Here is a 23,335-nt window from a genome sequence, read left to right on the forward strand (position 1 = left end):
ACAAGAAAAAATCAGAACCTTAATGGTCGTTTCCATAGCAGACAAATCCAGGCAAAAGCAATGTCCGGCAGGAGCGGCATGGGCCGAGCCCCTCACAGGCCATGGTCATCGAGATAGGTCCGGGTTGCCGTTTCCATGATCATCTGCATCGACGTCTCCGTGTTGAAAGCGGCAAACTTGAGTCTGCGCTTGGTCTCCCGGTCGAGCTGCACATTGACGAAATGGCTGGTCCCGCGCGTGCGTTCCCGTTTCATTTGGCGCAAGGCTTTTTTCGCATCTTGCCGATGCATGATAGCCAGGTCCGCCTGCCGTGCGTGCGGACCGTCCACTGCCCCAAGGTCCGGTTCGGCCTCGCAATGGGTAGGGTCCGTCGCTTGCGGAGGAGACGCGGCTTCAGGCCGCGGTCGCTTGCACGGCGCGATGACAAATTCTTCCAGCGACAGATTGTCCTTCCCGGTCATGCGGCCGCTTCTCCTTCCTTGAGCAGGACATCGATTTCACGCACCAGCGCCTGCGTCTCAAGACGCGCCTTGGCGATGGCTTGCGTGACTTCCTGCATCTGCAAAGTCCCAACACCGTTGTGAATGTCCTTATAGACATTGCGCTCGAACACCTCGGTGTTGAACAGGTAAGTGCCAACCTTGTCCTCAATGATCGGGCGGATCTTGCGATAGAGTTCAGTGTGCCGAACCGTCAGCGAGATGTGGGTGCGCAGCACGCCGTGACGGCAGACGCGGCCAGTGCTGGCGTTGACACGCGTGACTGCATTGAAACTGTCAATCGCTGCGAGCACCTCACGCTTTGACGGCTGGATCGGCGAGATCACCAGATCGGACCGCGCGATCACCGGATCAATGACCGAGGTGTCTTCGCCTGGCGTGTCGATGAGCAGAAAGTCGAACCGCCGCGCATTTTGCTCGTGGAACGTGGCGAGTGCCCTTGCTGTCTTGTGACTGAAGACATGGATACCTTCAGCCTGCGCTTGTTTGTCATGGCAGTCGCTCCACCACTTGGTGAGATTGTTGCGTGGGTCCATGTCGATCATCCCGACATTTCGGCCGCGCAGCGCATATTCGCCAGCGATGTTCATGAGCGTGGTGGTCTTGCCCGCCCCGCCCTTGCCGTTGATGGCGGAAATCACGATCGTCATGCCGTTTGCCTCTCCCAAGTATGTGTTTCTAGGCACACACGGTTCCACGACCATGTGGACGTGGAAATCAGCCTCTATTGAAACACATGGATTTAGAAAAAAATAGTCGTAATGAGTATGAAAACATAGGATTATGATGTATATATGCAGTTAAAATACTCTTTTTGAGTGGCAGGATACGGAAAAATGTGATACATTCTTCCTAGCGATCGAGGGACCGGCCCTCGATCTACGGCCGGTGGCCGCCAGCAACACGATCGTGGATGGACATGTCGACAGCCAGTGGCACCCCCCCAGCCCTCATCAAGCAAGGTCAAGGTGACACATATTCGGTTTTCATCAGCCGAGTTCGCTGCTCTAAAGGCGGCTGCGAAGGCTGCTGGCATGACGGTCTCAGCGTTTGTCCGATCGCTCTCGATGGAAGGAGCGGGTGTGCGGCCATTTCTAGGGGAGGGCGATCGCGCTCTGCTGGTCCTGCTTGTCGATGGCTTGCGCGCGGTCGGTAGCAATCTCAATCAGGTCGCCCGCGCCATCAACACGGGTCGAATGCCGTCGCAGCATGACCTCGCCGGCGCGATCAGGGACGCTCACGCGGTTGCGACGACGACCGCGGCGGAGTTGGCCAAGATGACCGGGCGGTCGGGCGCGGCGCGGAGCTGGCGGCTGATGGAGTTCCTGCCCGGCGCATTCGAACATGAGTGGGAGCGGCGCCGCGCGGCCCTTTTTGCATGAGATGCAGATGGGACAGGGCGACATGACCGGATGGGATCTACCGCGTAGGGGAGGAGCGGTGCGGGGTCCTGAAGAACGGCCTGGACGATCCGAGCGTTGGGGTTCGAAGCAAGTGGAGGCGGCAAGAGATACGCGCCCCGGTGCGAGACACCGTGAACGCTCGATGCGGACACGCTTTTTAGCGCTTGCAAGCGGCAGCCAGCCGGCGGTGGTCAAGCTGGCGTCCTACGGCGGCGGCGGACGTGCTGGAGCGATGATGACCTATATGTCGCGCGGTGGGGAACTCGCCATCGAAAATGAGCGCGGGGAGCGGATTGTCGGCAAGGATGCGATAGCCGCGCAACGGACAGGGTGGGAGCCCTTGTTTGACCGTCGCGCGGCCAGCCGCGATCTTGCTGTCTTCCGTGTCGCCATCACAGCGACCTCGCCGGCGCATGATGGCCACCGGGATTCGCATATCCGCGAGATCCTGCGCGCTGGCTTTGGCGGGCGGCGGTACCTCTACGCGGTCGAGCAAAGCGGTCCCGACGCGTTGACGGTGGGCGGCGTCGTGGTGCTTCGCGATCGTGGCGGAGAGCGGTTGACAGGCGATGGCAAGGCCGCGGCTATCGTGCAGCAGCGTTATGAAGAAAACGAGATCAGTCACGGCGTGGAGGCGCGGTTTCGGTTCGACGGTTACGGCAACGGCGTATCGTGGGGGGGCGCGCGTGTGCGTGATTTGATCGCCCGCGCCGACGCGAAAGCCTACGATGAGGGCGGTCGGCACGTCGAGACGACTGAGCAGGCCTGCGATCTTGTGCAGAAAGTGTGGCGCAATGAGCTTCACAGCCGCAAGGGCAGGGATGTCATGCATGTGATTGTGTCGGCTCGCGCCGGCACGGCCGCGAACACGTTCGAAGCAGCGGTTCGTGACTTTCTGGGCGATCAATTTCCCGGGCACCGATATGTGTTTGCCATCCATGACCCCGCGCTCGACCCGAAAGGGACGGCTGCAGGTGGCAAACGACCTCACATCCATGCCCATGCGATTGTCACGATGCGCTCCGAGACAGGCGAGCGCGTCGAAACGAGGCCGCAGGTGTTTCGCGCGTGGCGTATGCTGATGGCCGAGAAAGCGCGTGAGCAAGGAATCAAGATGGAATTCACCGATCGTCGTGAGTTCGCGAGCGCGCCAGCCTACAAACGCAATCAGGTGCGTCCGATTGGTTATCGAGGCCGGACCGAGCATCAGGCGACGAGCAGCGCCGCTCGAATTCGATACGCGGCCAAGCGAGTGGACCATCCAAATCTGGCGAGCTCGCACCGCGGCAAAGCCGAACAAAGAGGTTCACGGATATCGTGTGTTGGCCCCCTCCACCAACGTCATTCGCGAGCGGCGATGTGCCGGATACGGAACAGCCTGACTGGGGTTTCCTATTCACCTGAGGCATTGTTGTCGACACAGGGAAGCGACTTGGGGGGCTCAAACATCGACGCGGTGGGTGCTTGCTGTCATTTTGTTTGTGCTAGACGGCTGTCAAGAACTTCAGCCTGCAGGACCGGCGTTGGTCCAACAGCTTGGCGACACATGTCGCGCTTACGGTTTCAAACCGGGTACAGACGCCTTCACGTCCTGCGTTTCCAACTTGATCAGACGCGGATAGAGCGAAATCGTCAGGCGCTTGCTGACATTGGTCAGGACACCAGAGTAATGAGCATGCCAACCGTGCAGAGGCGGGTTCAATGTCAGTCATATAAAGTCGGTACATCCATCAACACAAATTGCTTTTAGACCCTGCTTAATATCGAAAGAACATGTCGGTTTCCGATCAGCGGGGACGATAAGCGCGGTGCTCGGCGAGATCATTGCTATCCAGGGACCATCGCTCTGAGCTGTGCGCCCCACCTAACGACTGGATAATAGATCTCGACCAACCGCCCCTCGAACGCGCCAAGTTGTGGGCCGAAGTAAATGAGCGGTGCGACAATCGCAAACACCAGTATCGCAACCGAGCCGAACCCATCTGGGACCTATGCCGTGGTCGCTGCTGGTGTCTGGGGCGACCTCGCTCACGAACGCCAGGGCGAAAAGGCTGGGGCCTTTGCCGAGCGCCAAATTGGTCGAATGGAAGAGGGTACAAAAGGCAACCGTATTGATCTTGTTATTGACCAAATTTAGGCAATACCTTTAAAAAATAATATCAGAATGCTATTTTTATCTCGGTTGATTGAAGGCTCGGAGGAACAGATGCGGGAGATGACTCGGCCTGAGTTCGAAGCCTATGAAGGACGCGTAGAAGCGGCTCTCGCGACTCTCGAGCAGAAGCTCGATCCATCTGGCCGAGCCGGTTTTGAGGCGGTCGCTGACGTTGCACGCGAGGTGGTCGGCATTCGCCGGGAGTATTTGGAGTCCACCGAACGCCAGGCCCAAACATCGGATGAATCCCGGCGGGGAAACAGTGGCGCGCAGTATCCTGAGACTGCCGACGAGCAGTGGGATGCGGCAGTCGGCAAGTTTGGCCTGGATGTGGTTGAAACTGCAAACGAGGTGCTGCTGCGGATAGAACATTATCGCGAAGGCTTGGGCAGGATCGAAGCGGAGGAACTACCAGGCTTCTATCTCGAGAGTTATCAAGCAGGCCTCGCGCGTGAGATCCACAGGGCCGCCGCAATGGCTGTGACCAATGGCAATCAGTACATGCGAGAGGTCGCGAAGTCGGACAAGCATTTGCAACGTACGATCGAGTTGATCGAGAGGGCACAAGGTGACGAGCCCGGGATGGCGAATAAAGCCCGGCATCAGCCGGACATCTCCGACCCGGAGGATCCGGTCGGAGCCAAAGGTGATGCTGATGGCTCGCAGATTGCCGCCAAAGCAGGACAAGGCCGTGAGCTTTCTGTTGAGCCCAGTCCGACGGACGGAGCAATTGATCGCGCTGACAACAACCAGCAGGCTGCTCCGGCTAAAGAGCGTTTGCGCACAGGCGCTGCCGATATGGGGATCGATGGATGTCCGGCGGTTGGGGCCGGGAGTGCGCGCTCCACTTCAGCACTGCAGCAGGCGTCGCATCTGCGTCAGATCGAGCTTGAGGTGGAGAAGCGTCTCGAGCGTGACCGTGACGACCAGGAGCGGTAGGAGTTAGGCATGAAGGACGATTGGGGTTGGAGGCAGCCCCAGCTTCCCCCACCGGATGGCTTGGAAGACGCCGCCATGTCCAGTCTGCCTGGGGTTCCTGCCAGCGTTCTGCCTCGCGCCACCAGTCGATGGCCTCGACGCTGGAACGTTCAGTCGAGGTTTGATCGGCGTGGACCTCCGGCTTTCTCTTCTTGTCGAGCCCTTGCTTCGGCTCTTACCGCGCAGACCCTGGGCGGGGACTGGGGTGAAATGTCTGCCCAGTCGGACTGAAGCCTGGCAACATCTGCCGACTTGGCCTCGGGCGGCAACGGCGGCGAAATCCCGATCCGACGCATCGCAACGAAGATGGATGCACGGCTATTCCAACCGATTTTGTCAAATAGTCCGGTCCACATCGGCACAAGGACCGGCTCGGCCACGGAACGGCCCGCCGCGCCAACGTGGCAGAGCCCCTCAACACCGGCCATGTCTACCGACGGGGTCAACGCCCGATCGTTCACAAGATAGGGCAGTGCTACTGCGCCGAGATCCCCCAGTCGCCTCAAAAGCGAGCCAGCCTCCCAAAGCCAACTTTTGTCGTCAGCCTTGGAATAGAGGGCGAGCAGCCGAGGTCCAAAGGCAACGAACTTCTCGCGACGCAAGCTTGTGAGCAGCGCGGCAAGTACAAGGCCGCTATCGCGTGCCTTGTACCGTTCGGCGCTGGTGATTGCTGCACCACGTTCGAGCCCCACGATGATCTCGTCGGCGCGGGAGGCCAAGGCCTCTGGATTGGCGATCACCGCATCGACCTCCCGATCGCGAGTGCCGGCGACCGGATCCTCCACCATTGCATCGAGATTCGCCAATTGACGCGTCAGCGTCTCATTTACGACTGTGATCACCTTTGCCATCACGACTACCGGATCGGCGCCTTTGAGTGCTTCGGCTGCGACGGGTTCTAACCTCAGCGCACGCGCAAGTCCCATCAGATCGCGACGGTATAGCGTTTTGCCCGAGGCGATTGGCCTGAAATTGTCGCGCCTGAACTCAGCAGTGCAACCCCAGCTTGCATTGGCAGAGTTCAACCCGCAGCCCATGATTGGCTGAGGTATCCAGCTCAAGGGTGCCGCCACGCTGCCCCAAAGGAGTTGAAAGCGCCCGCCGCCCGGCGCTGCGATGATCGTTGCAACACGGGTCACTGGTAGCCCCCACGCGGAAACCTTCTCCTCCCGGCGTGTAACCTCCACCCGTCCAGTCCATTTGGGTGAATGGTCGGGGCAGTCCGTGGAAACAAGCTAATCGGCCTCCAAGGCCACATCTCCATTCAAACTGATTGAACTTTCACAAAACCAAGGATCGGAGACATCGCCTTGCAAGCGAGACTGTTAGCAAGCCTTGGGTCCAATCAACGGCAGCTGGCGAAGAGCGCTGCGTGCTAGGCTCTGTGAAGTCGCCAGCCTTCCTTTCCAGCTTCATGTTGACCAGCCTCGGAAGCAGTGTCGCATCTCTAACTGGGGCAACTGTCGCATTACTAAATGGCTGCTACATAAAAAGTCGCATAAGTTTAGTTATGGAACCAACTTTTATTTATAGATGTCAAATAGTTAGTTTCGCATAATGTCCATTATGTTAAATTGCCGCCCCCGGTGCGAGCTCTTACAGCCGGCTCGATCGGGTTCGATGACGAGATGACTATTGCTGATAGTCGTTACGTGTGCAATCTTGCCGCCGAAATCGTCGACAATTTTATTGCGAGTTGAGAATGGCCGGCCTGACACGCACGACCCCGGTTGAGCGGGCCCAGACTATTCAACGGCTGCTTCTCAGGGACCTCGAGGAGATTCTCGGGCCAACAGGCCTCATCTCGGAACCCGACGACATACAAGGTCTCACCACTGCATGGCGAGACAGCTACGCCTCGTTTCCGGCAATAGTGGTTCAGCCGGCTACAGTTGAGCAGGTCCAAGCTGCAGTAAGGCTATGCGCCGAAGCCAAAGTGCCGATCGTGCCGCAAGGCGGCAACACGGGCGTTACCGGCGGGGCCTTGCCAGACGGCAGCGGCACCCAGGTGCTTATGACGCTTCGTAAGCTCAACCGGATCCGGTCCATCGATGTCACCAACGACTCCATGGTCGTTGAAGCGGGTTGTGTCCTAGGCAACGTCAAGGAAGCGGCTGCCAAGGCTGATCGGTTTTTTCCGCTTTCTTTGGGGGCGGTGGACAGCTGTACCATCGGTGGGAACGTCGCGACGAACGCCGGAGGGGTAAATGCTCTCCGCTACGGCCAGATGCGGGACCTGGTGGCTGGCCTTGAGGTGGTTCTGGCCGACGGACGCATTTGGAATGGGCTGCGGGGATTGCGGAAAGACAACGCGGGCTACGACCTGAAACATCTATTCATCGGGTCCGAAGGCACGCTCGGGATCGTCACGGCCGCCACGCTGAAGCTTTCACCGCTGCCGCGCAACGTCACCACAATTCTAGTCGGGGTTCGCAGTCCGGCGGCGGCGCTGGCTTGGTATCAAAGGCTGCGGCAGCGGTTGTCCGAACAACTGGTGGCAGTCGAGTTGATCGAACGCGTGTGCGTCGACGTGGCAATGAAACACGTCCCCGGCGTTGTGGATCCGCTCTCAGAGCGCCACGCATGGTATGTGCTGGCCGAAACGAGCTCTGGCAACGCCCGTGATAGCGCTGTTGAGCTAATATCCAAGGCCTTTGCCGAAGCTCTTGAGGCGGGTGAAGTCGACGACGGCATTGTTGCGAGTTCAATGCAGCAAACAATGGCCCTGTGGAAACTCCGCGATGCGATTTCCGATGGCCAAAGGCGGGAAGGTGTCTCTTATAAACACGACATATCCGTTCCCGTCGGGAAAGTTCCAGAATTCATCAACACCGCCAACGAGGCCTTGGCCCGTTCCTTTCCCGGCATACGGACGTTTGCGTTCGGTCATCTTGGCGATGGCAACATTCATTTCAACCCTATCCAAGCTGATGGGGCCCCTTCCGAGGAGTGGACGCAGCATCTGGCCTCGATCAACCGCATCACCCATGACATCGCGGTGTCACTGGGCGGGTCGATCACAGCCGAGCACGGCATTGGAAGATTGCGCCGCGAAGAGCTCGCCCACTACAAGCCTGAGATCGACCTTGAGTTGATGCGCCGGGTCAAAGGCGCACTGGATCCTGACGGCATCCTCAATCCGGGCAAGATTTTCCTTTAGGCCGTCTAAATCAGCGCCTCTAGCCCCTGCCCTGCCAGGCGACAAATTTTCTGCTCGCGAGCGTTCCAATCAGTGAGCGCTCAGGGCTTACGTTGGCCAAGTTTAACAAAGCCCAGGCGGTCGCGGTCGTCGCGGTGATCACCGGTTTTGCGGTGGCGCGCTCCAACGGCTCCAGCGCTTTGTGGGAATTGATGTTCATGCAAGATAGAAAAATCGCGTCGGCATCCTGAGGCGTCCTGGTCCCTGCGTCAATCATGTCTTGGACGGAAAGATTTGCCAGTTCGAACGCATTGCCGATCCCGAAACACTCGCCCTCGAGGACATCAAAGCCACACTGTGTGAGGAATGCCCGTTCCGCACGGTCCACTTCAGCGGGATAGGGTGATATGACCGCGACACGACGAGCGTTGAAAGATTGCAGCGCCGCGATGCTGGCGCCGGCCGCAGTCTCGCAAGGAATCCCAAAGGCCCCGGTCAACCGAACACAAAGCTCCCTGTCGTAATCCGGCCCCTGAACAACGCTGGACGCGAAACAGCCGTATACCATCGCTCTTGGCCGGCAGCTGGACAGCTGCGCGGCTGCCTCCCGACCTTCCTCCTCGTCCATCCGAACAACGTTCTCGGCCGACAAGTGGTCTGGGAGGAGCATTCGGGAAATATGCAAAGTGGCGAATTCAGGCAGGGCTCTTGGGAGCCAGGATTCAACCACAGTATTGACGCTCGGCAACACGAGCCCGAGCCTGACGCGATCTGATGAATCGGTCATCATACCAGGCGGCCTAGAACCCATAGAGCCGTGCCGGATTCTCGACCAGCACCTTTTCGAACTGCCGCGGGGTGCACCACGACGCCAGCAGGTCGATCAAGTTCCCGTCGTCGGGCATCGCCTTACCTTCCAAGAAAGGATGCGGCCAATCCGTTCCCCAGACACAGCGATCTTCGGCGACCTCGAGCAGCGCGTGAACGGGATTGAGAAGATCGTGATAGGGCGGCCCAGCGGAAATGCGATAGCCAACCAGCTTAACCCACGCCTGTGGAGACCGAACAATCCTCAAAAGCGTGTGAAACTGGGGATGGTCAACGCCGAACCCTGCCGGAACCTGCCCCATGTGGTCGAGAACGATTGGCACGTCCAGGCTCGGCAGCAGGCGTTCGATGCCTTCAAGGCGATCCGCCTTCAGCCAGAGCTGCATATGCATGCCCAAGGGCGCAACCTTGGCCGCGAGCTTGGGGAGCGCTTCGATCGGTGTTCTCCCGGTGATGAGATTGATGCGAAGGCCGCGGATGCCCTGCTCGTAAAGGTTTGTCAGCTCGGATACGGAGATGTCAGGATCGACAACGGCAACCCCGCGGGCGCGGTTGGGACCGAACGTCTGGATGAAGTCCAGGATGCAGCTGTTGTCAGTGCCGTAAGGGCTCCCGTTGACGACCACCGCGCGTTCGATGCCCACCGCCGCCGCCATCCTCATGTAGCGCTCGGACGAGGCATCTGACGGCTCGTACACGCGGTGGGGGCTTAGCGGATACCGATCCGGTGAGCCGAAAACATGAAAGTGACAGTCCGTTGCGAGTGGCGGCACCGACGCCCGAGGTTTCGACGCCTCGAGAGGCAAGGGATCTTTTTCCAGATGGTCATCGGCCATGGGTGCCACACTCCACATTGAACAAGCCGAGGCCGCACAGGAAACCCTCACGGCCTCGATGATATTTCAGGATTGGGGGGTCGGCCTGTAGATCGGACCTCTCGTTATGACGGGTGCCAACAGACCGTCATTCAAGTATTCCGTTGTTTTCTCGGGGTCAAACGGGCGGCTTTCCTGACCGGGATAGCCGATAAGACGGCGCACCACCGGCGACATGTAATAACCTCCTGACGCCGCCAGGGCGACGGCGTGAAACGCCTCGCCATCGGTCTCGTTCAGTCGATTGGCTCCCCCCAGTCCGTCCAAATCCTGGACCGCCTTGAGGCCGCGGACGAGGGCCTCCTTAAGGTCGGGTCTGGCGGCTAGAACCTGGTCGAGCAACTGCTGCGCCACACCGACCTGGGTCGCTGCCGGCATACCCTCGGCCTCCGGGATCAAGTAATCTGCGATGCGGCCGAATACGGTGCGGTCGGTCTCCTCAATGGCACTCATGCTGCGATCTCCTGGTTCCGACGGTTGGCAATCATATGCTTGACGGCCCGCAGTGCGACGGCGGTCAAAGTCGCCGTGGGGTTGGAGGCCGACGACGTGATGAAGACACTGCCATCCAGTACGTAGAGGTTGGGGACATCGTGTGACCGGCACCACTGATCGACGACCGATTTGGAAGGATCAGAACCCATCCGGGCTGTGCCCATCAGGTGCCAGCCACAATCGCGCATCAGCGACGTTGAGCTGATCTCAAAGGCGCCTGAGGCTTCCATCGCTTCGCGTGCCCTCGCCACGTGGAAGTCGAGCAGGTTCCTCGTATTGTCTGAGTTCCGATAGATAATCTTTGGCGCCGGAATGCCGTCGGAGTCTGTCAGCTTGTCGTCAAGTACGACCCGGTTCGTGATCTCTGGCAGGTCTTCGGCCGTGATGCCCCATTCAAAAGACCGCCCAAAGCTGCGTTTCGTGCTCTTGTGGAGGTTGGCCCCCCAGGCATCCTCGATTGCTTTGCCACCGTAGCCTGCGCGCATGCCGAGCGGTCCGCCGGACGGCATCACCTGCCATTTGCCGCCTCTCACAAATCCACGCTTTGCGTCGGTCTCAACGAATTCAAGCGAATGGATCAGCTGGCCAGACGGTCCAAGCCAGCTTTCCAGCGGCTCGTCAAACATACCATTCACTGCGGCGTAGGGATGCATCATGAGGTGCGTCCCAACCAGGCCGGAGGAGTTCGCAAGGCCGTCCGGATGCTTGCCACCGGCCGACAACAGAAGCAGTCTGGCGGTGCCGACTGCGTTCGCGCACATCAAGACGGTCGATGCCCGTTGCCGCCGTTCACGGCCGGAACGATCGATGTAGACAGCCCCGGTCGCGAGGCCGTTTTCGTCGGTTTCGATGCGGCTCACGCGCGCGCCGGTAATGAGTTTGGCCCCGGCGGCGAGCGCGCCCGGCCAATGGGTCAGGTCGAACGACCCCTTTGCACGCTCCGGACAGCCTGTCAGACAGGTGCCTCGACGGACGCACGCGTTGCGGCCTTCGTAGGGTACAGACGGAATCGAGTTCGGGCTCGGCCACCAGTGCCAGCCAAGCTTGTTCATGCCCTCGGCCGCCTTGCGTCCAATCTTGTTGATCGGCAACGGCTTCAAGGGTGGGGATTTCTGGGGGGGATAGGCAGGGTCGCCGGCGAGGCCGGATACGCCCATCTCAAGTTCCATCTGATCGTAAAAAGGCTCCAGCTCTTCGTACGTGAAGGGCCAGTCATCCGCGATACTATCCAGCGATTTGACGCGGAAATCTGAAGGGATAAAGCGCTGCCAGTGTCCGGCATAGATGATCGAGCTGCCACCCACGGCATTGTACATCAAAGGGTTGACGTCTGAATCCGACGTCTCGCAAGGATAGTCATTCTCCAGGTCACGGACATTGGGATTGGGATGCCATTGTTTTTGGGATGTGATCTCCCACTCAGGAGTGGCGCCCTTGAATTCCGAGGCGTCAATCCGTCCTCCTTGCTCCAGGCAGACAACTTTGAAGCCTGCTCGCGCCAGGTGGTGTGCCGCTACGGCGCCAGACGCTCCCGCCCCTATGATCAGGACGTCTGCGACCTCGCTGCGGCTATCTCGTTGCTGGGCCATAATTTCCTCCCTTTCTGCATGGTTCAGGGCATTACTGCCCGTCAGCACTCATTCCATTCACGACAATCAACTCAGCAATATCCTTAACTGCGATGCGCTGGGCGGCGCCCAACGCGTCAACTGCAGCGGTGTACATGATAAGGTCCTTCGGACATGCGACGACGAAGATGCGCGCATCACTCAATTCGAGTGCCTCACGAATTCGCATTTCGCTCGGCCGCTCTGTCATCTCGTCGTCGGACATCCAGATCCGTCCGCCGCCGGCGCCACAGCAAAAGCTATTTTCGCGGCAACGGCCCATCTCGTGAATGGAATAGCCGGCCTTCTCGATCAGCGCGCGGGGACCGTCGAACTCGCCATTATAGCGACCGAGGTAACACGGGTCATGATAGGTCACGACCTCGCTATCGGCCGGTGAAATTGCCAGCCGGCCGTTCGTAATCAGTTCAAGGAGCAAAGCCGTGTAGTGCAGAACCGTATAGTGAGCGCCAAAGTGGACATAATCGTTGCGCAAGGCGTTCAATGTGTGCGGATCGGTCGTCAGGATGCGGTTGAACGTGCATCCCGACAACGCCTCGATATTTGCCTGGGCGAGGACCTCGAAGGACCCTTCTTCCCCTACCCTCCGGACGTCATTTCCTGCGTTCTGCTCGGCGTCGTATAGGATTCCGAAGTCCACCCCTGCCGCGTGAAGCAGTTCGGCGACCTTACGTGTAATTGCCTGAACCCGCGGGTCGAAAGACGCGTGGTCACCGACAAACCACAATATGTCGACCGGCTCGGCCCGCGCGTCCTTGATCTTGAACGCCAAGCCTTGGGTCCATCGCGCCCGTTGCCGGGCTGGCTTGCCCATGGAATTGCCTGTGCGCTGGACGTTTGCCAAGGCGTCCTGAAGTGTCGGTTCCACTTTGCCTTGTTCGACTGCCGTGCGGCGCATTTCGATGAGCTTGGTCATCGGTTCGATGCGCACCGGGCATACATCCATGCAGGCGCGACATGTAGTGCATGCAAACAACGTCTGTTCGGAGATGACATTGCCGAGGAGGGCTGTGTGAGGCTGAGAGTGATCCAGCATGTGGTCGCGCAAGTCCATCACGACCGTTTTCGGGCTCAGGGGAAGCCCAGCCTTGTTAGCCGGACAAGCTGCTTCGCAGCGCCCACATTCGGTACAGCTGATGAGGTCGAGCTTGTCCTTCCAGTGGAAGTCCTCGATCTCTTTGACGCCGGATGGGGCAAGCGGAAGTTCGCTGGCCCGGTCAAGCGATCGAAAATAGATGTTGGGTCCAGCGGTAAAAATATGCCGGTGCTTTGATCCAGGAATGTAAACCAGGAACAGCAGAATCGCGAGAATGTGGACCCAGTACAGCACGGCCTTGCCATGCTCGAGTTGGTCGGGGGCAAGGTTCATGCGCGCGACAGCTGACGCCAGCGCTCCGCTCAAAGGCCGCCAGGCCGAATGGCTACCGCTGAGAACTTGGCTGAAGGCCAAATCGCCAATCAGACCAACGACAACCGCTGCAACAAGGATGTAGATGATCCACGCATCCGACGCCTTCGAGGTCTTGAACCGCTTCGGGCGAATGACGGCGCGCTGATAGACGGCCATCAGGAGGGCGATGAGCACTAGCCCTGCGAAAATTTCCTGGAGCATAGCAAGCCAGGTACCGCCGCCAATCGCGGCCAGAGAAAACCCTGGGAAGAACCCCTCGGCGAAACTCTGAAACGTCGCCGTCAGCAACACAATGAAGCCGAAGAACATAAAAGCGTGCAGGACGCCTGAATAGCGCATCTTGAGAAGGCGTCTATGCAGCGCGAGGTCCCCAACCACGCCCTCAAGACGGAGCCCGGGCCTGTCGAAGCGATTGAGTGCTGGTGCATTCATCAGGGGAGACAACACCCGCCTGAAGCGCAGTGCCGAAACAGCGCACGCAAGAACTGTGACGATAGCGAGCGCGGTGGCTGTCTGAAACACCCTACGCTCCCCGCTGCCTAACCGACTTCTCCAACTCGGGGACGAGATCGAGACAATCAATAACAGCACCGTAGTTGGCAAAGCCGAATATTGGGGCTTTTGGGTCGGTGTTGATGGCCACGATAAGGTCTGCTTCACCCATTCCTTCCTGGTGTTCAGGCGCGCCCGACACTCCCAATGCCAGGTACAGCCTTGGCTTGACGCGCCGTCCTGATTTGCCGACTTGGCGTTCCTTCGGCATCCAACCCATGTCGACGACCGGCCGGGAGGCGGCCAGTTCGGCGCCGAGGAGCTCGGCGAGCGTGGCCACATCTGCGATGTTGTCTTTGTCGCCGATCCCGCGTCCCACGCAAATGAGCTTGTCCGCCTTCGTGATGTCTACACTTCCGACTTCTGGGGCCATTTGCGAAACGAGGCTAATGGCGTTTGTCGCCACGGTGGCGGGAATTTCAGCGACTGCGAGTGTTGTTGCCGGGAGAGCGCGTTCCCGATATGCGCCGGGCATCACAGAGACGATCGCCGGAAGGGCAGCTTCGACTGAAGCAATCAACTTGCCTCCGTACATCTGGCACTTCGCTACCAGCTTGTCGCCGTCCACCGCCACCTTTGTGCAGAGATTGACCGTCGGATAGTCCAGCGCTGCCGCCAAATATGACGACTGATCCAAACCTTGGGTGGTATAGCCGAAGAGGATCAGATCCGGTCGGCGCTGTTTTACCGCCGCCTGAAGAATTGCCGCGTGCTCGTGCGGTAGGTAGGCGCCGCCGGAGGAACGGGCCTTTAACACCACGTCGACACCAGCCAGCTCGCTGGCCGTGCCGTCGGAGGAGGCTACCACCAAGGCCTCGACCTGGGCGTCCGGGCCTCCAGCAATATCACGGGCTGCTACCAACAGTTCCAACGACGTAGCGCTTGGGAGGCCTTCGACCGTCTCGACATAAACCAAAATGCGCATTCACTTGCCTCCCAGCAGTCCATTTGAAGCGAGCAACTCAACAATCTTGCTCGCGACGGCCGCCGCATCGCCCTCAAAGAGAGTCGCGCCGGCGCCACTTTCGGGGGTTTCGAGTGCAGTGATGGTGGCCGATCGAACACCATACGGGCTGCCGCCAGCACTTTTCTCGATCGGCGTTCCCATCGCCTGTTTCAAGCGTGTGCCAGAAACGTACCGTGGCGGCTGCGAGGCAGCTTGAATTCCCAATACCGCCGGCGTCTTCACGGAGAGCACGGCAGATCGCCCGCCGGCATACTCCTGGCACGCCTCAACCCGGCTCTGCGCTGCGTTGACACCTGTGACGGCGTTGACCGTAGTCCACCCAAGGCTTGCCGCAAGCGCCGGCGCGACGCTACCAAATATGTCCTCAGAGCTAAGCACCCCGGTCAGGACCAGATCGCAGTTGAGCGAGGTGATGACGGGGGCAAGGAGGCGCGCTACGGCACGCGCATCTCGTTTGTCGGTCAGGCTGTGCTCGACCTTGATTGCGCGGTCAGCGCCCCGCGCAACAGCCGTTTGCAAAAGGCGATCGCTGCCCTCCCCGTCCACAACAATGGCAGTCACCTTCGCGCCGAAGCGCTCCTTGAGAAGGACTGCTTCCTCCAGTGCTTGGTCATCAAACTCGCAGAGTTTGAACCCGATCCATTCCCGGTCGATATCGACGCCGTCAGGACCAATCTCTAACTCTTCGTTGGTATCGGGAACCAACCTCAGCAGGGCAACTACGTGCATGGCTACTTCCAATCACTTGAGGGGCGTCAAAAAGACGCCCTTCAATGCTCAAATCTTAGAGGGCTGCTGCAACCGCGTTTGCGACGGCGACATCATTGTCGATTGTGCCACCGGCCACGCCAACCGAGCCTATGCACTTGTCTCCGGACTTCACCGCAACGCCGCCACCGAAAACGACCATCGGATGGCGATGCGACACTTCCAGGCCATAGAATGGCGCGCCCGGCTGCACGTAGGCGGTGAGATCCTGAGTGTTCATCTGCAGCGAAATTGCAGTGTAGGCCTTGCCTTGCGATATCTCTATGCTCGCCAGCAACGCGGATTCCATGCGCACAAAAGCAACAAGGTTTCGGCCTTCGTCCAGAACTGCGATGCTGGACGGGGAGCCCAGCTCCTTTGCCTTGGCCAGCCCTGCGGCGATCGCCTTCTGAGCCTTTTCTGCGGCAATAGACATTGTATTTTCCTCCTTGGATGTAAAAGCGCCAAAGCGCCGTTCTTGAGTTACAAGAATCCGGCAGGTTAGTTGTAGACGCCGCCGTCGATAACGATCGACTGTGCTGTCATGAAGATCGACTCATCTGACGCCAAGTAGACGAACAGAGGGGCGATCTCAGCAGGTACTGCTTGCCTGCCGAGCGGCACGAGAGACGACAGAACCCTTGCTTGGACATCTGGGCCGCCCATATAGTTGATGGCAGGATCGTTGAAGGGCGTGTCGACCCAGCCGGGACATACTGCATTGACCCTGATCCGGTCTGGCGCGAGTTCCAGCGCCAGTGCGGTTGTCAGTGCAATGACTGCGCCTTTGGTCGAAGAGTATGCGGTTAGCCCGCCACCACCGCGAAATCCCGCCAGCGATGCTGTCGAAACGATGGAAGCCGCTTTCGATTTGCGGAGATGAGGAACAGTATGCTTGCAGGTGAGGAACATCCCACGCACATTTACGGCGTAGATACGGTCCCATCGCGCGACATCAAAATCCGTGATCGTGCCTGAGTATTGGATGGCAGCATTGTTAACGAGGACGTCAATGCCGCCAAGCGTCTCAGCAGCTTGGGCAACCATTGCGCTGACACCGCTCTCATCCGTGATGTCACATGCAATAAATTCCGCGCCGGCAGCTTTGGCCGAAGCGTGTCCGGCTTCGGCATTGTTGTCCACGACAACGAGCTTGGCACCTTCGGCGGCAAAGTGCTTGACCGTCTCCCGCCCTATCCCGGTCGCCGCACCGACAAAGAGCACCCTTTTACCACTAAGCCGTCCTGCCACGTGCTCCTCCCTGAGCGCCAAATCGCCTGACCTAAAAATTCCCTCAAGATCGTCGACAATTTTGTTTTCTAGTTTGTCGTCTATCGTGCTAACGTTTGTTCTGTCAAGAGCGCAAGGGGTCCAAAAGACCATCGCGGCTTGGACTTGTGTTAAGATATCTCAGCAGAATGGGAGGCTCCCTTGAGTCAAGTCGCGCAAAGTTTGGAATCGAAGCTCGCTAAGGCGGAAACCAGTGTCATGGGGATCGCGAACGCCCTTCGTGAGGCGATCATTTTCGGCCAGTATCGCCCGCGAGAACGGCTCGTCGAAGAGGAACTGACAGAGCGGTACGGAGCGACTCGGCACATTATTCGCAACGCTTTCGCCGAACTCGACCACATGGGCCTGGTCGAGCGTCGTCCGAACAAAGGGGTGGTTGTCCGCGACTTCTCGCTTCAGGAGATGGACGAACTCTACGAGATGCGCATCATCCTCCAAACCGAGGCGGCGAGGCGCATCCCGCTGCCGGCGTCCCAGGAGTACCTAGATGACTTGAAGCGCCTGAACCAGGCATACCTGGACGCGATCACCGCTGCCCAGAAAGACGAGTCCTCAAGGATCAACACCGAATTTCATGAGCGGCTGTTTGGGGCCTGCGGAAACCGCTTCCTATCGCAGGCAATCAATCACTATTGGCTTAGGACGTCGCCAATTCACTGGTACGTTCTTGGCAACATCAACCACCTCAAGAACTCCCATGAGGACCACGTGCAAATGATCGCTGCGATAGAGGCCGGGGACACGGAGCGTTTGGTTGATGTGTGTCGCACCCACATCCTTCCCGCCCTTCAAGCCTATAAGCGCATCCACGGTACCAATGCTGGATAAGGGATTGTCCCGCGAAACTGCCTTCTATTGAGACATCAGCGTGCGCATGGCTGTACAGTCGTTGCCTGCCGCCTGCAGCAAATAGCCGGTGTCAGAACCCATGATGAGGAAATTGGCGCCTAAGGCTACCAGCTTGGCGTGCAATTCCGGTTGATTGCGAACGCCACCGATACCGAACGATTTGCCGTACTTTTTGCATGCTGCCGCAACCTTGGTATAGGCGGTTTGCATGCGTTCATCCTGAAATGCACCGGGGACCCCAAGTTCGAGCGAGAGGTCCGCTGAGCCGATCAACAGCATGTCGATGCCGTCGACAGCCGCGATCTCATCAGCATTTGCCACAGCCTCAGGTGTCTCGACCATTGCGATGAGCGTCTGGTTTTGTTCCAGCTCCTTCATGGTCTCCGACAGTCCAAGACGGGCGTAGCCAAGGGCTGGGACCGCGCCTACCGCGGACCTCTTGCCGCGCGGCGGAAACCTGCAGGCCTGCACGAGATCGGACGCTCTGCGGGCTGTATCGACGTGGGGGAAGATGATCCCTGCCGCGCCGCCGTCGAGCAGGCGTGTTGCGTGATCAGCGTCATGGGAAGGAACGCGCGCCAGCCCCGCGATCCCCGCCCCTGCGGCGGCAATCGCCAACATCGACGCGGTTTCAAACCCTGCAGGGCTGTGCTCAAGATCAACATACACGGCGTCAAAGCCGCTTGCTGCAGCGATTAGGACAATGTCCGGTGTCCGGGCCTGGAGCAGTGCCATGCACAGAGTAAGATGCCCGGACGCAAGGCGTCCGCGCAGGGATTGCCGTGGGGGCATGTCAGAACTCTCCTCGCTGCTGGGTTAGGCGACCGTCATTGCGACAATGCCGAACGCTCTCGAAGCGTCACGACAGCTGCCAGCACCACCAAGCCAAAGAATATCTGGCGCAACGCGTCCGGTAGCGTCGTTCCCGCCAAGAGGATCTGGAGGGACACAAGCAGCAGCACACCGCCTAGCATGCCAATGTACCGACCACGCCCGCCAGTTATCAATGTTCCGCCAATGACCACGACCGCGATCGAAGGCAGCAGGAATTGATCTCCCATGCCGAGGATGGCGCGTCCGGAGAAGCCGGCCAGCATGATCCCCACAAGCGCGGAGCAGAACCCGCTGAGCGCGTAGACGCTGATCAGCGTCTTGCCGACGTTCACTCCCGACAAATGGGCAACACGGGGGCTATTGCCGACCGCATAGAGGCGTCTTCCGAAAGTTGTACGACCGAGTAGGAATATACCGAACGCTGCAAAGACGACGATGAACGGGACAACCGGAACGACCCCCAGGGACGACTCCGTCATGAACCACTTTACGAATGCCGGAACAAAGCCAGAAAGGGTGCCTTGCGTATAGACGAGGCTGACACCTTGCAGGATGCCGTTCATGGCAAGTGTCACGACGATCGCGGGGAGCCTGAAAAAAACAATCGCGAACCCGTTGGCGGCGCCGATCACGATACCGATGCAGAGAACCGCCGGGATTGCCCAAAGGGCAGCTTCGTTTCTGCCATAGGACAGTTCACCGATCAGGATGCCGCAGAGTGTAATGGTCCACGGGACCGAAAGGTCGAGCCCGCCTGTAAGGATGACCGAGCCTTGGCCCAAGGCGAGGACTACAAGGAACGCGCTGAGTAGCAGCAGCGAGTTGACGTAGGTGACGTCGATCCCCTTGAATTCGATCGCCGTCACCACGACGACGAGCACAAAAATGACGTAGGAGGGAATGATGTAGGAGAGTGTCGCCTTGTTGCGCTGGTACCAGCTCAACTCGCTCGGCGCCAGGGTGCTCGGCAATCCGGCGATGCTTACCGATTTTGACGGCTTGGGCAGAGCAAGGCTTGATCTCAGCCAGCGGACACTTTCCCCGAATGAGCCGAGACCCAACCCGACGGCGGCAAGCAGAAGAACGCCGCTTTGGACAATCGTCGAATAGAAGGCCGGTACATTGAGCACCAGCAAGATATTCGTGATCAGGATCAGGCTATAAGCTCCGAGGATCGTTCCGATGCAGCCCCCTCGCCCGCCGCCCAGAAGCGTACCGCCGAGAACCACCGCCGCAAACGTCTCGAGCAGCAGCGACTGGCCAACCAAAGGGTCTCCCGTCGACGTCTCGGCCGTCACGACCAGCCCTGCCAATCCATAAAATGCACCTGCGATGACGTAAGCGAAGAACTTCGTGCGTTTGACGGCGATGCCAGAATAGGCTGCGGAGTCCTCGTCGCTGCCAATCGCATACAAGGAGGTGCCAAACCGGGTGTTCTTCAGCAACAGCCAGCATACCGCCGCCGCCCCCAGCACGACGACGGCCGCAGGAAGCATTCCGTCGATGGCACTTCCTACAAAGAAGCCGGAAAACCCCTCGGGAACCGTGCCGCCAGGATTGTTAAGCCACAGGAGTGAGAAACCACCGACGATGAAAAGGGTAGCCAAGGTCACCACAATCGATTGCAGGCGCATATAGGCGACGAAAAAGCCATTCACGGCTCCAACAGCTGCGCCAAGTGCTATTCCGAGCACGCCTACCGCGCCCTGGGAGTATCCCGAATCCCTCAAGCTGGTTGCGACGACAACGTTGACCAGGCTTACGACGGCGCCGACGCTCAGGTCAAAGCCGCCGCTGATGATGACGATTGTCGCGCCCATCGCCGCGATGGCAAGGGTCAGACCACCGGAGGAAATGTACTGGTAATCGAAGTACGCCAACGGGGCAACCGACAGCCAAATCACACACGCGTACATGACCAGGAATACCGCCAGCGGTATGCCAAGGCGCTTGAGGTCTCTGGGGATCGGGGGACGCCGTGAGGACATCGTTGCCATCTGGCTCAGTGCAAGGTTTTGGGACATTTCAGCCTCGGTACTTCAGCTTATGCTCGCGCCGAGGGCGGCCCGCATCACTTCGGTTTCGGAGATCGGGTGGCCCTTGGATTCAACTATTTTCACGATCTTGCCGGCATACATTACGAGAATGCGGTCGCAGAGATTGAGAAGCTCGTCGATTTCCGTGGAATACATGAGCATGCCGCCACCTTGCCGAACATAGTTCTGAAGCAGCACGTAGATTTCGTATTTCGTTCCCACATCGACCCCGCGCGTCGGATCGAACAGCAGCATCAGCTTGCTGTCGGCCAACAGCCACTTGGCCATGACCACCTTCTGCTGATTTCCGCCGCTGAAATCCGACATGGGGGATGCCATGGCGCGGCCCGTTACCTGAACAGTGTCAAAGGCACGCGCAACGATCGATCGCTCAAGCCCCTGCTTTGGAATTCCATACCGGGAAATGCGGTTGAGAATCGGAAGCGTCGAGTTGAATGTCCCGTCGAGTTTCAGGAAGAGGGCCTCCGTCTTCCGCTCCTCAGGGAGGAAACTCACGCCGATGTTGCAATCAATGGCGTCACGCGGAGATCTGAATGCCACCGTCTTGCCGCCGACCTCGATCTGACCGCTTTCAGCGGCCATGTCTCCTGCCAGCGCGCGAAACAGGTCAAGCTGACCCATGCCCTGCAGGGCTGCTACGCCCACAATCTCGCCGGCGTTGATCGAGAAGCTTATGTCTGTGGCTTTGCCCGACGTCATATTGCGCACCGACAGGAGCATCGGCGACGCGTTGTCCTTCCGCTCCACCTTTGGTGGAAACATCGCGTCCAGGGATCGTCCGATAATAAGTTCTATGACCTTCTCGTCTTCAATTTCGTCACTGGCAAACGTGCCAACGCTTTTCCCATTCCGAAGGATGGTGATGTCATCACAATATTGACGAACTTCCGACAATCTGTGGCTGATAAACAGCACCGCCGTGCCGGCGCTCTTCTGACGATCGATGATCTGTCCGAGCCAATCGATGTCAGGCCCGGAAAGCGCGGATGTCGGCTCGTCCAACAGCAACACACTTGGTTTGCCGAGAACCGCACGGGCGATCTCCAGCTTCTGACGCTGCGGCAACGACAGTTTCCCGACCTCGGCGCTGGGCGATATCCCTTTGATATCGAGTGCCGCCAGGTGCGCTTCCACGGCCTGTTCGGCCGCGCGCCGCCTTAGTTGGCCGAACATGTTGCGCGGCTCGTAAGGCATGAGCATGTTTTGTGCCACGGTCAAATCCTTGACCATGGTCAGTTCTTGGAAAGCCGTCGAAATGCCGAGGGCGTGCGCAACCTGACGGCTGGGAAGCTCAACCTGGTTCCCAGCCACTTTAATGGTCCCGCTCGTAGGCTGCATGATTCCGCTTATGATCTTGATAAGCGTTGATTTGCCCGCACCGTTTTCGCCCAGCAGCGCGTGAACGCTCCCCCTCGGCACGTCGAAACTGGCACCGGTAAGCGCCTTCGTCGGTCCGAACGACTTACTGATGGAGTCGACGCAGATTGCGGATTGGTCCATCGGCAGAGACCCGGGTACCGACATCACCTGCATTACTCTTCCGGCTGGCCGGTCAGTGCGGCATTGAGGCCGACCTCAGGCGTATGTTCGTTGAACACGGCAGGATACCAGCCGGGATTCGGAACGATTTCGGGCAGGAAGGTGTTGCATCCGCCCTTCATCTCCTCCCACGAGCCGGTTTTGCAGAGCTTGACCTTGTCGCGGGTGATGTCGATCGGCTTGATGACGATGTTGTGCGGGATATCCTTGCCCTCAAGAGCCTGAACCGCAAGCTTCAGGGTGTAGGCGCCCGTCGAAGCCGGTGCGAACGTCGAGTAGTCGTTGGCGCCGAGCGGCGTGTAATTGCCATTAGCCCCTGGAACGTCGGTGCCGACGGGCAGCATTTGGACAAGATTGCCGTTGCCCGCTTCGCCGGCGCATGGCTTGAGCTTTTCGGGCTTGATGCCGGATTCCAGCTGGAGCTCGTTGATCGAATAACAGCCGAGCTGCGCAAGAACGGCGTCGATCTCATCCCATTTGTGCGAGGCCAGGATCTTCGTCATTTCGGCGCGCGCCACGGACTCGCTCCACATGCCAGGTGCTTGCGCGATGATCTTGACGTCCGGATATTTCGCCAGCGCTTCCTTCACGCCTTCAGTGCGATCCACCTCGGCTGAGACGCCTGGCACACCGTTGATGTAAACGATGTTGCCCTTGCCACCGATCGATTTGGCGATCCAGTCACCCAGAACCCGGCCATATTCCTTGTTGTCGATCGAGACGTTGTAGGCACAGGGCTCAGTGATGACGGATTCGTACGCGAAGACCTTAACGCCCTTGGCGCAGGCCGACTTCACCACGGGGTTCAGGGCCGTCGGCGAGATCGGGAACACCAGGATGGCCTTGGCGCCGGCCTGGACCATGGCGTTGATCTGCTGGATCTGCTTCTGAGCATTTGGGCCCGCGACCTGGACTTCGAGATTGACCTTGTCCTTCAGCGCCTTCGAATTCGCCATGGCGCGGATCATGTTGCTTGATTCAGCCTGCCAATCGTTCCCGATATAGCTCATGCTCAGGAAGATCTTATACTTTTCCGCAGCTGCGGCGTTTCCTGCCAGTGCCAGACCGGCTGCAAGCGCTAGACCGAA

22 protein-coding genes are annotated in these 23,335 nt (G+C 59.0%); 6 read left to right on the forward strand and 16 right to left on the reverse strand.

Annotated elements, in window-relative coordinates; translation table 11 throughout:
- Positions 1-92: 92 nt before the first annotated feature.
- Together AC07UC_RS35515 and AC07UC_RS35520 are read right to left on the reverse strand one after the other, a co-directional pair.
- Positions 93-461 (reverse strand): hypothetical protein, encoded by a 369-nt coding sequence (locus AC07UC_RS35515; RefSeq protein WP_494909404.1) that lies wholly within the window; start codon positions 459-461, stop codon positions 93-95.
- Positions 458-1,150, reverse strand: a complete 693-nt coding sequence (locus AC07UC_RS35520) for a ParA family protein (RefSeq protein ID WP_494909405.1) — start codon at positions 1,148-1,150, stop codon at positions 458-460. Before AC07UC_RS35520 ends, AC07UC_RS35515 begins: the two co-directional genes overlap by 4 nt.
- A 318-nt stretch (positions 1,151-1,468) precedes the next feature.
- On the opposite strand from AC07UC_RS35520, the gene AC07UC_RS35525 reads away from it, so the two are divergent.
- The 4 genes from AC07UC_RS35525 (at position 1,469) to AC07UC_RS35540 (ending at position 4,997) form a co-directional block, all read left to right on the forward strand.
- On the forward strand, positions 1,469-1,882 hold the full coding sequence (locus AC07UC_RS35525) for a plasmid mobilization protein (protein ID WP_494909406.1): 414 nt from the start codon (positions 1,469-1,471) through the stop codon (positions 1,880-1,882).
- Positions 1,883-2,045: 163 nt separating this feature from the next.
- On the forward strand, positions 2,046-3,653 hold the full coding sequence (locus AC07UC_RS35530) for a relaxase/mobilization nuclease domain-containing protein (RefSeq protein WP_494909408.1): 1,608 nt from the start codon (positions 2,046-2,048) through the stop codon (positions 3,651-3,653).
- A 180-nt stretch (positions 3,654-3,833) separates the two neighbouring features.
- On the forward strand, positions 3,834-4,040 hold the full coding sequence (locus AC07UC_RS35535) for a hypothetical protein (protein WP_494909409.1): 207 nt from the start codon (positions 3,834-3,836) through the stop codon (positions 4,038-4,040).
- 69 nt (positions 4,041-4,109) lie between these two features.
- On the forward strand, positions 4,110-4,997 hold the full coding sequence (locus AC07UC_RS35540; protein ID WP_494909410.1) for a hypothetical protein: 888 nt from the start codon (positions 4,110-4,112) through the stop codon (positions 4,995-4,997).
- A gap of 149 nt (positions 4,998-5,146) precedes the next feature.
- On the opposite strand, the gene AC07UC_RS35545 is transcribed toward AC07UC_RS35540, so the two are convergent.
- Positions 5,147-6,175, reverse strand: a complete 1,029-nt coding sequence (locus AC07UC_RS35545) for a hypothetical protein (RefSeq protein ID WP_494909411.1) — start codon at positions 6,173-6,175, stop codon at positions 5,147-5,149.
- Between the two features lie 563 nt (positions 6,176-6,738).
- Between AC07UC_RS35545 and AC07UC_RS35550 the strand changes: the two genes are divergently transcribed.
- The gene (locus AC07UC_RS35550) at positions 6,739-8,196 is read left to right on the forward strand and encodes an FAD-binding oxidoreductase (RefSeq protein ID WP_494909412.1); all 1,458 of its coding nucleotides are present in this window, start codon (positions 6,739-6,741) and stop codon (positions 8,194-8,196) included.
- A gap of 19 nt (positions 8,197-8,215) precedes the next feature.
- Here AC07UC_RS35550 and AC07UC_RS35555 read toward each other — a convergent pair whose 3' ends face one another.
- The 9 genes from AC07UC_RS35555 to AC07UC_RS35595 all read right to left on the reverse strand — a co-directional run bounded on the left by AC07UC_RS35555 (position 8,216) and on the right by AC07UC_RS35595 (position 16,929).
- Positions 8,216-8,965: a maleate cis-trans isomerase family protein gene (locus AC07UC_RS35555; RefSeq protein WP_494909413.1), complete on the reverse strand. Its 750-nt coding sequence runs from the start codon at positions 8,963-8,965 to the stop codon at positions 8,216-8,218.
- Between the two features lie 10 nt (positions 8,966-8,975).
- Entirely contained in the window at positions 8,976-9,839 is an 864-nt protein-coding gene (locus AC07UC_RS35560; protein WP_494909414.1) for an amidohydrolase family protein, read from the reverse strand.
- Positions 9,840-9,905: 66 nt separating this feature from the next.
- A complete protein-coding gene (locus AC07UC_RS35565; RefSeq protein ID WP_494909415.1) occupies positions 9,906-10,331 on the reverse strand; it encodes a hypothetical protein in 426 nt (141 codons plus the stop codon).
- Entirely contained in the window at positions 10,328-11,962 is a 1,635-nt protein-coding gene (locus AC07UC_RS35570; protein ID WP_494909416.1) for a GMC family oxidoreductase, read from the reverse strand. The genes AC07UC_RS35565 and AC07UC_RS35570 overlap by 4 nt, the downstream gene beginning before the upstream one ends.
- 31 nt (positions 11,963-11,993) lie before the next feature.
- The gene (locus AC07UC_RS35575) at positions 11,994-13,934 is read right to left on the reverse strand and encodes a heterodisulfide reductase-related iron-sulfur binding cluster (RefSeq protein ID WP_494909417.1); all 1,941 of its coding nucleotides are present in this window, start codon (positions 13,932-13,934) and stop codon (positions 11,994-11,996) included.
- A 1-nt stretch (position 13,935) separates the two neighbouring features.
- The gene (locus AC07UC_RS35580) at positions 13,936-14,889 is read right to left on the reverse strand and encodes an electron transfer flavoprotein subunit alpha/FixB family protein (protein ID WP_494909418.1); all 954 of its coding nucleotides are present in this window, start codon (positions 14,887-14,889) and stop codon (positions 13,936-13,938) included.
- A complete protein-coding gene (locus tag AC07UC_RS35585) occupies positions 14,890-15,660 on the reverse strand; it encodes an electron transfer flavoprotein subunit beta/FixA family protein (protein ID WP_494909419.1) in 771 nt (256 codons plus the stop codon). It abuts the gene before it with no gap.
- 55 nt (positions 15,661-15,715) lie between these two features.
- Positions 15,716-16,114 carry a GlcG/HbpS family heme-binding protein gene (locus AC07UC_RS35590; protein WP_494909420.1) on the reverse strand — a complete coding sequence of 133 codons (399 nt, stop codon included), beginning with the start codon at positions 16,112-16,114 and terminating at the stop codon, positions 15,716-15,718.
- Between the two features lie 65 nt (positions 16,115-16,179).
- A complete protein-coding gene (locus AC07UC_RS35595; RefSeq protein WP_494909421.1) occupies positions 16,180-16,929 on the reverse strand; it encodes an SDR family NAD(P)-dependent oxidoreductase in 750 nt (249 codons plus the stop codon).
- Between the two features lie 180 nt (positions 16,930-17,109).
- On the opposite strand from AC07UC_RS35595, the gene AC07UC_RS35600 reads away from it, so the two are divergent.
- Complete coding sequence (locus AC07UC_RS35600; protein WP_494909422.1) at positions 17,110-17,796, forward strand: GntR family transcriptional regulator; 687 nt, start codon at positions 17,110-17,112, stop codon at positions 17,794-17,796.
- A gap of 24 nt (positions 17,797-17,820) precedes the next feature.
- On the opposite strand, the gene AC07UC_RS35605 is transcribed toward AC07UC_RS35600, so the two are convergent.
- The 4 genes from AC07UC_RS35605 to AC07UC_RS35620 all read right to left on the reverse strand — a co-directional run bounded on the left by AC07UC_RS35605 (position 17,821) and on the right by AC07UC_RS35620 (position 23,257).
- On the reverse strand, positions 17,821-18,552 hold the full coding sequence (locus tag AC07UC_RS35605) for an HpcH/HpaI aldolase family protein (RefSeq protein WP_494909423.1): 732 nt from the start codon (positions 18,550-18,552) through the stop codon (positions 17,821-17,823).
- A gap of 92 nt (positions 18,553-18,644) precedes the next feature.
- Entirely contained in the window at positions 18,645-20,675 is a 2,031-nt protein-coding gene (locus tag AC07UC_RS35610; protein WP_494909424.1) for an ABC transporter permease, read from the reverse strand.
- A 15-nt stretch (positions 20,676-20,690) separates the two neighbouring features.
- Positions 20,691-22,241, reverse strand: a complete 1,551-nt coding sequence (locus tag AC07UC_RS35615) for a sugar ABC transporter ATP-binding protein (protein ID WP_494909425.1) — start codon at positions 22,239-22,241, stop codon at positions 20,691-20,693.
- Positions 22,241-23,257, reverse strand: a complete 1,017-nt coding sequence (locus AC07UC_RS35620) for a substrate-binding domain-containing protein (RefSeq protein WP_494909426.1) — start codon at positions 23,255-23,257, stop codon at positions 22,241-22,243. The genes AC07UC_RS35615 and AC07UC_RS35620 overlap by 1 nt, the downstream gene beginning before the upstream one ends.
- Positions 23,258-23,335: the final 78 nt, after the last annotated feature.

The sequence above is a fragment of the Mesorhizobium sp. GW821-FHT04C10 genome, assembly GCF_059420305.1.

Coding starts and splice junctions, on each gene's coding strand:
- AC07UC_RS35515 (WP_494909404.1), bottom strand. CDS start 461: ATGACCGGGAAGGACAATCTGTCGCTGGAAGAATTTGTCATCGCGCCG.
- AC07UC_RS35520 (WP_494909405.1), bottom strand. CDS start 1,150: ATGACGATCGTGATTTCCGCCATCAACGGCAAGGGCGGGGCGGGCAAG.
- AC07UC_RS35530 (WP_494909408.1), top strand. CDS start 2,046: ATGCGGACACGCTTTTTAGCGCTTGCAAGCGGCAGCCAGCCGGCGGTG.
- AC07UC_RS35535 (WP_494909409.1), top strand. CDS start 3,834: ATGAGCGGTGCGACAATCGCAAACACCAGTATCGCAACCGAGCCGAAC.
- AC07UC_RS35540 (WP_494909410.1), top strand. CDS start 4,110: ATGCGGGAGATGACTCGGCCTGAGTTCGAAGCCTATGAAGGACGCGTA.
- AC07UC_RS35550 (WP_494909412.1), top strand. CDS start 6,739: ATGGCCGGCCTGACACGCACGACCCCGGTTGAGCGGGCCCAGACTATT.
- AC07UC_RS35555 (WP_494909413.1), bottom strand. CDS start 8,965: ATGATGACCGATTCATCAGATCGCGTCAGGCTCGGGCTCGTGTTGCCG.
- AC07UC_RS35560 (WP_494909414.1), bottom strand. CDS start 9,839: ATGGCCGATGACCATCTGGAAAAAGATCCCTTGCCTCTCGAGGCGTCG.
- AC07UC_RS35565 (WP_494909415.1), bottom strand. CDS start 10,331: ATGAGTGCCATTGAGGAGACCGACCGCACCGTATTCGGCCGCATCGCA.
- AC07UC_RS35570 (WP_494909416.1), bottom strand. CDS start 11,962: ATGGCCCAGCAACGAGATAGCCGCAGCGAGGTCGCAGACGTCCTGATC.
- AC07UC_RS35580 (WP_494909418.1), bottom strand. CDS start 14,889: ATGCGCATTTTGGTTTATGTCGAGACGGTCGAAGGCCTCCCAAGCGCT.
- AC07UC_RS35585 (WP_494909419.1), bottom strand. CDS start 15,660: ATGCACGTAGTTGCCCTGCTGAGGTTGGTTCCCGATACCAACGAAGAG.
- AC07UC_RS35590 (WP_494909420.1), bottom strand. CDS start 16,114: ATGTCTATTGCCGCAGAAAAGGCTCAGAAGGCGATCGCCGCAGGGCTG.
- AC07UC_RS35605 (WP_494909423.1), bottom strand. CDS start 18,552: ATGGCACTGCTCCAGGCCCGGACACCGGACATTGTCCTAATCGCTGCA.
- AC07UC_RS35610 (WP_494909424.1), bottom strand. CDS start 20,675: ATGTCCCAAAACCTTGCACTGAGCCAGATGGCAACGATGTCCTCACGG.
- AC07UC_RS35615 (WP_494909425.1), bottom strand. CDS start 22,241: ATGCAGGTGATGTCGGTACCCGGGTCTCTGCCGATGGACCAATCCGCA.
- AC07UC_RS35620 (WP_494909426.1), bottom strand. CDS start 23,257: ATGAGCTATATCGGGAACGATTGGCAGGCTGAATCAAGCAACATGATC.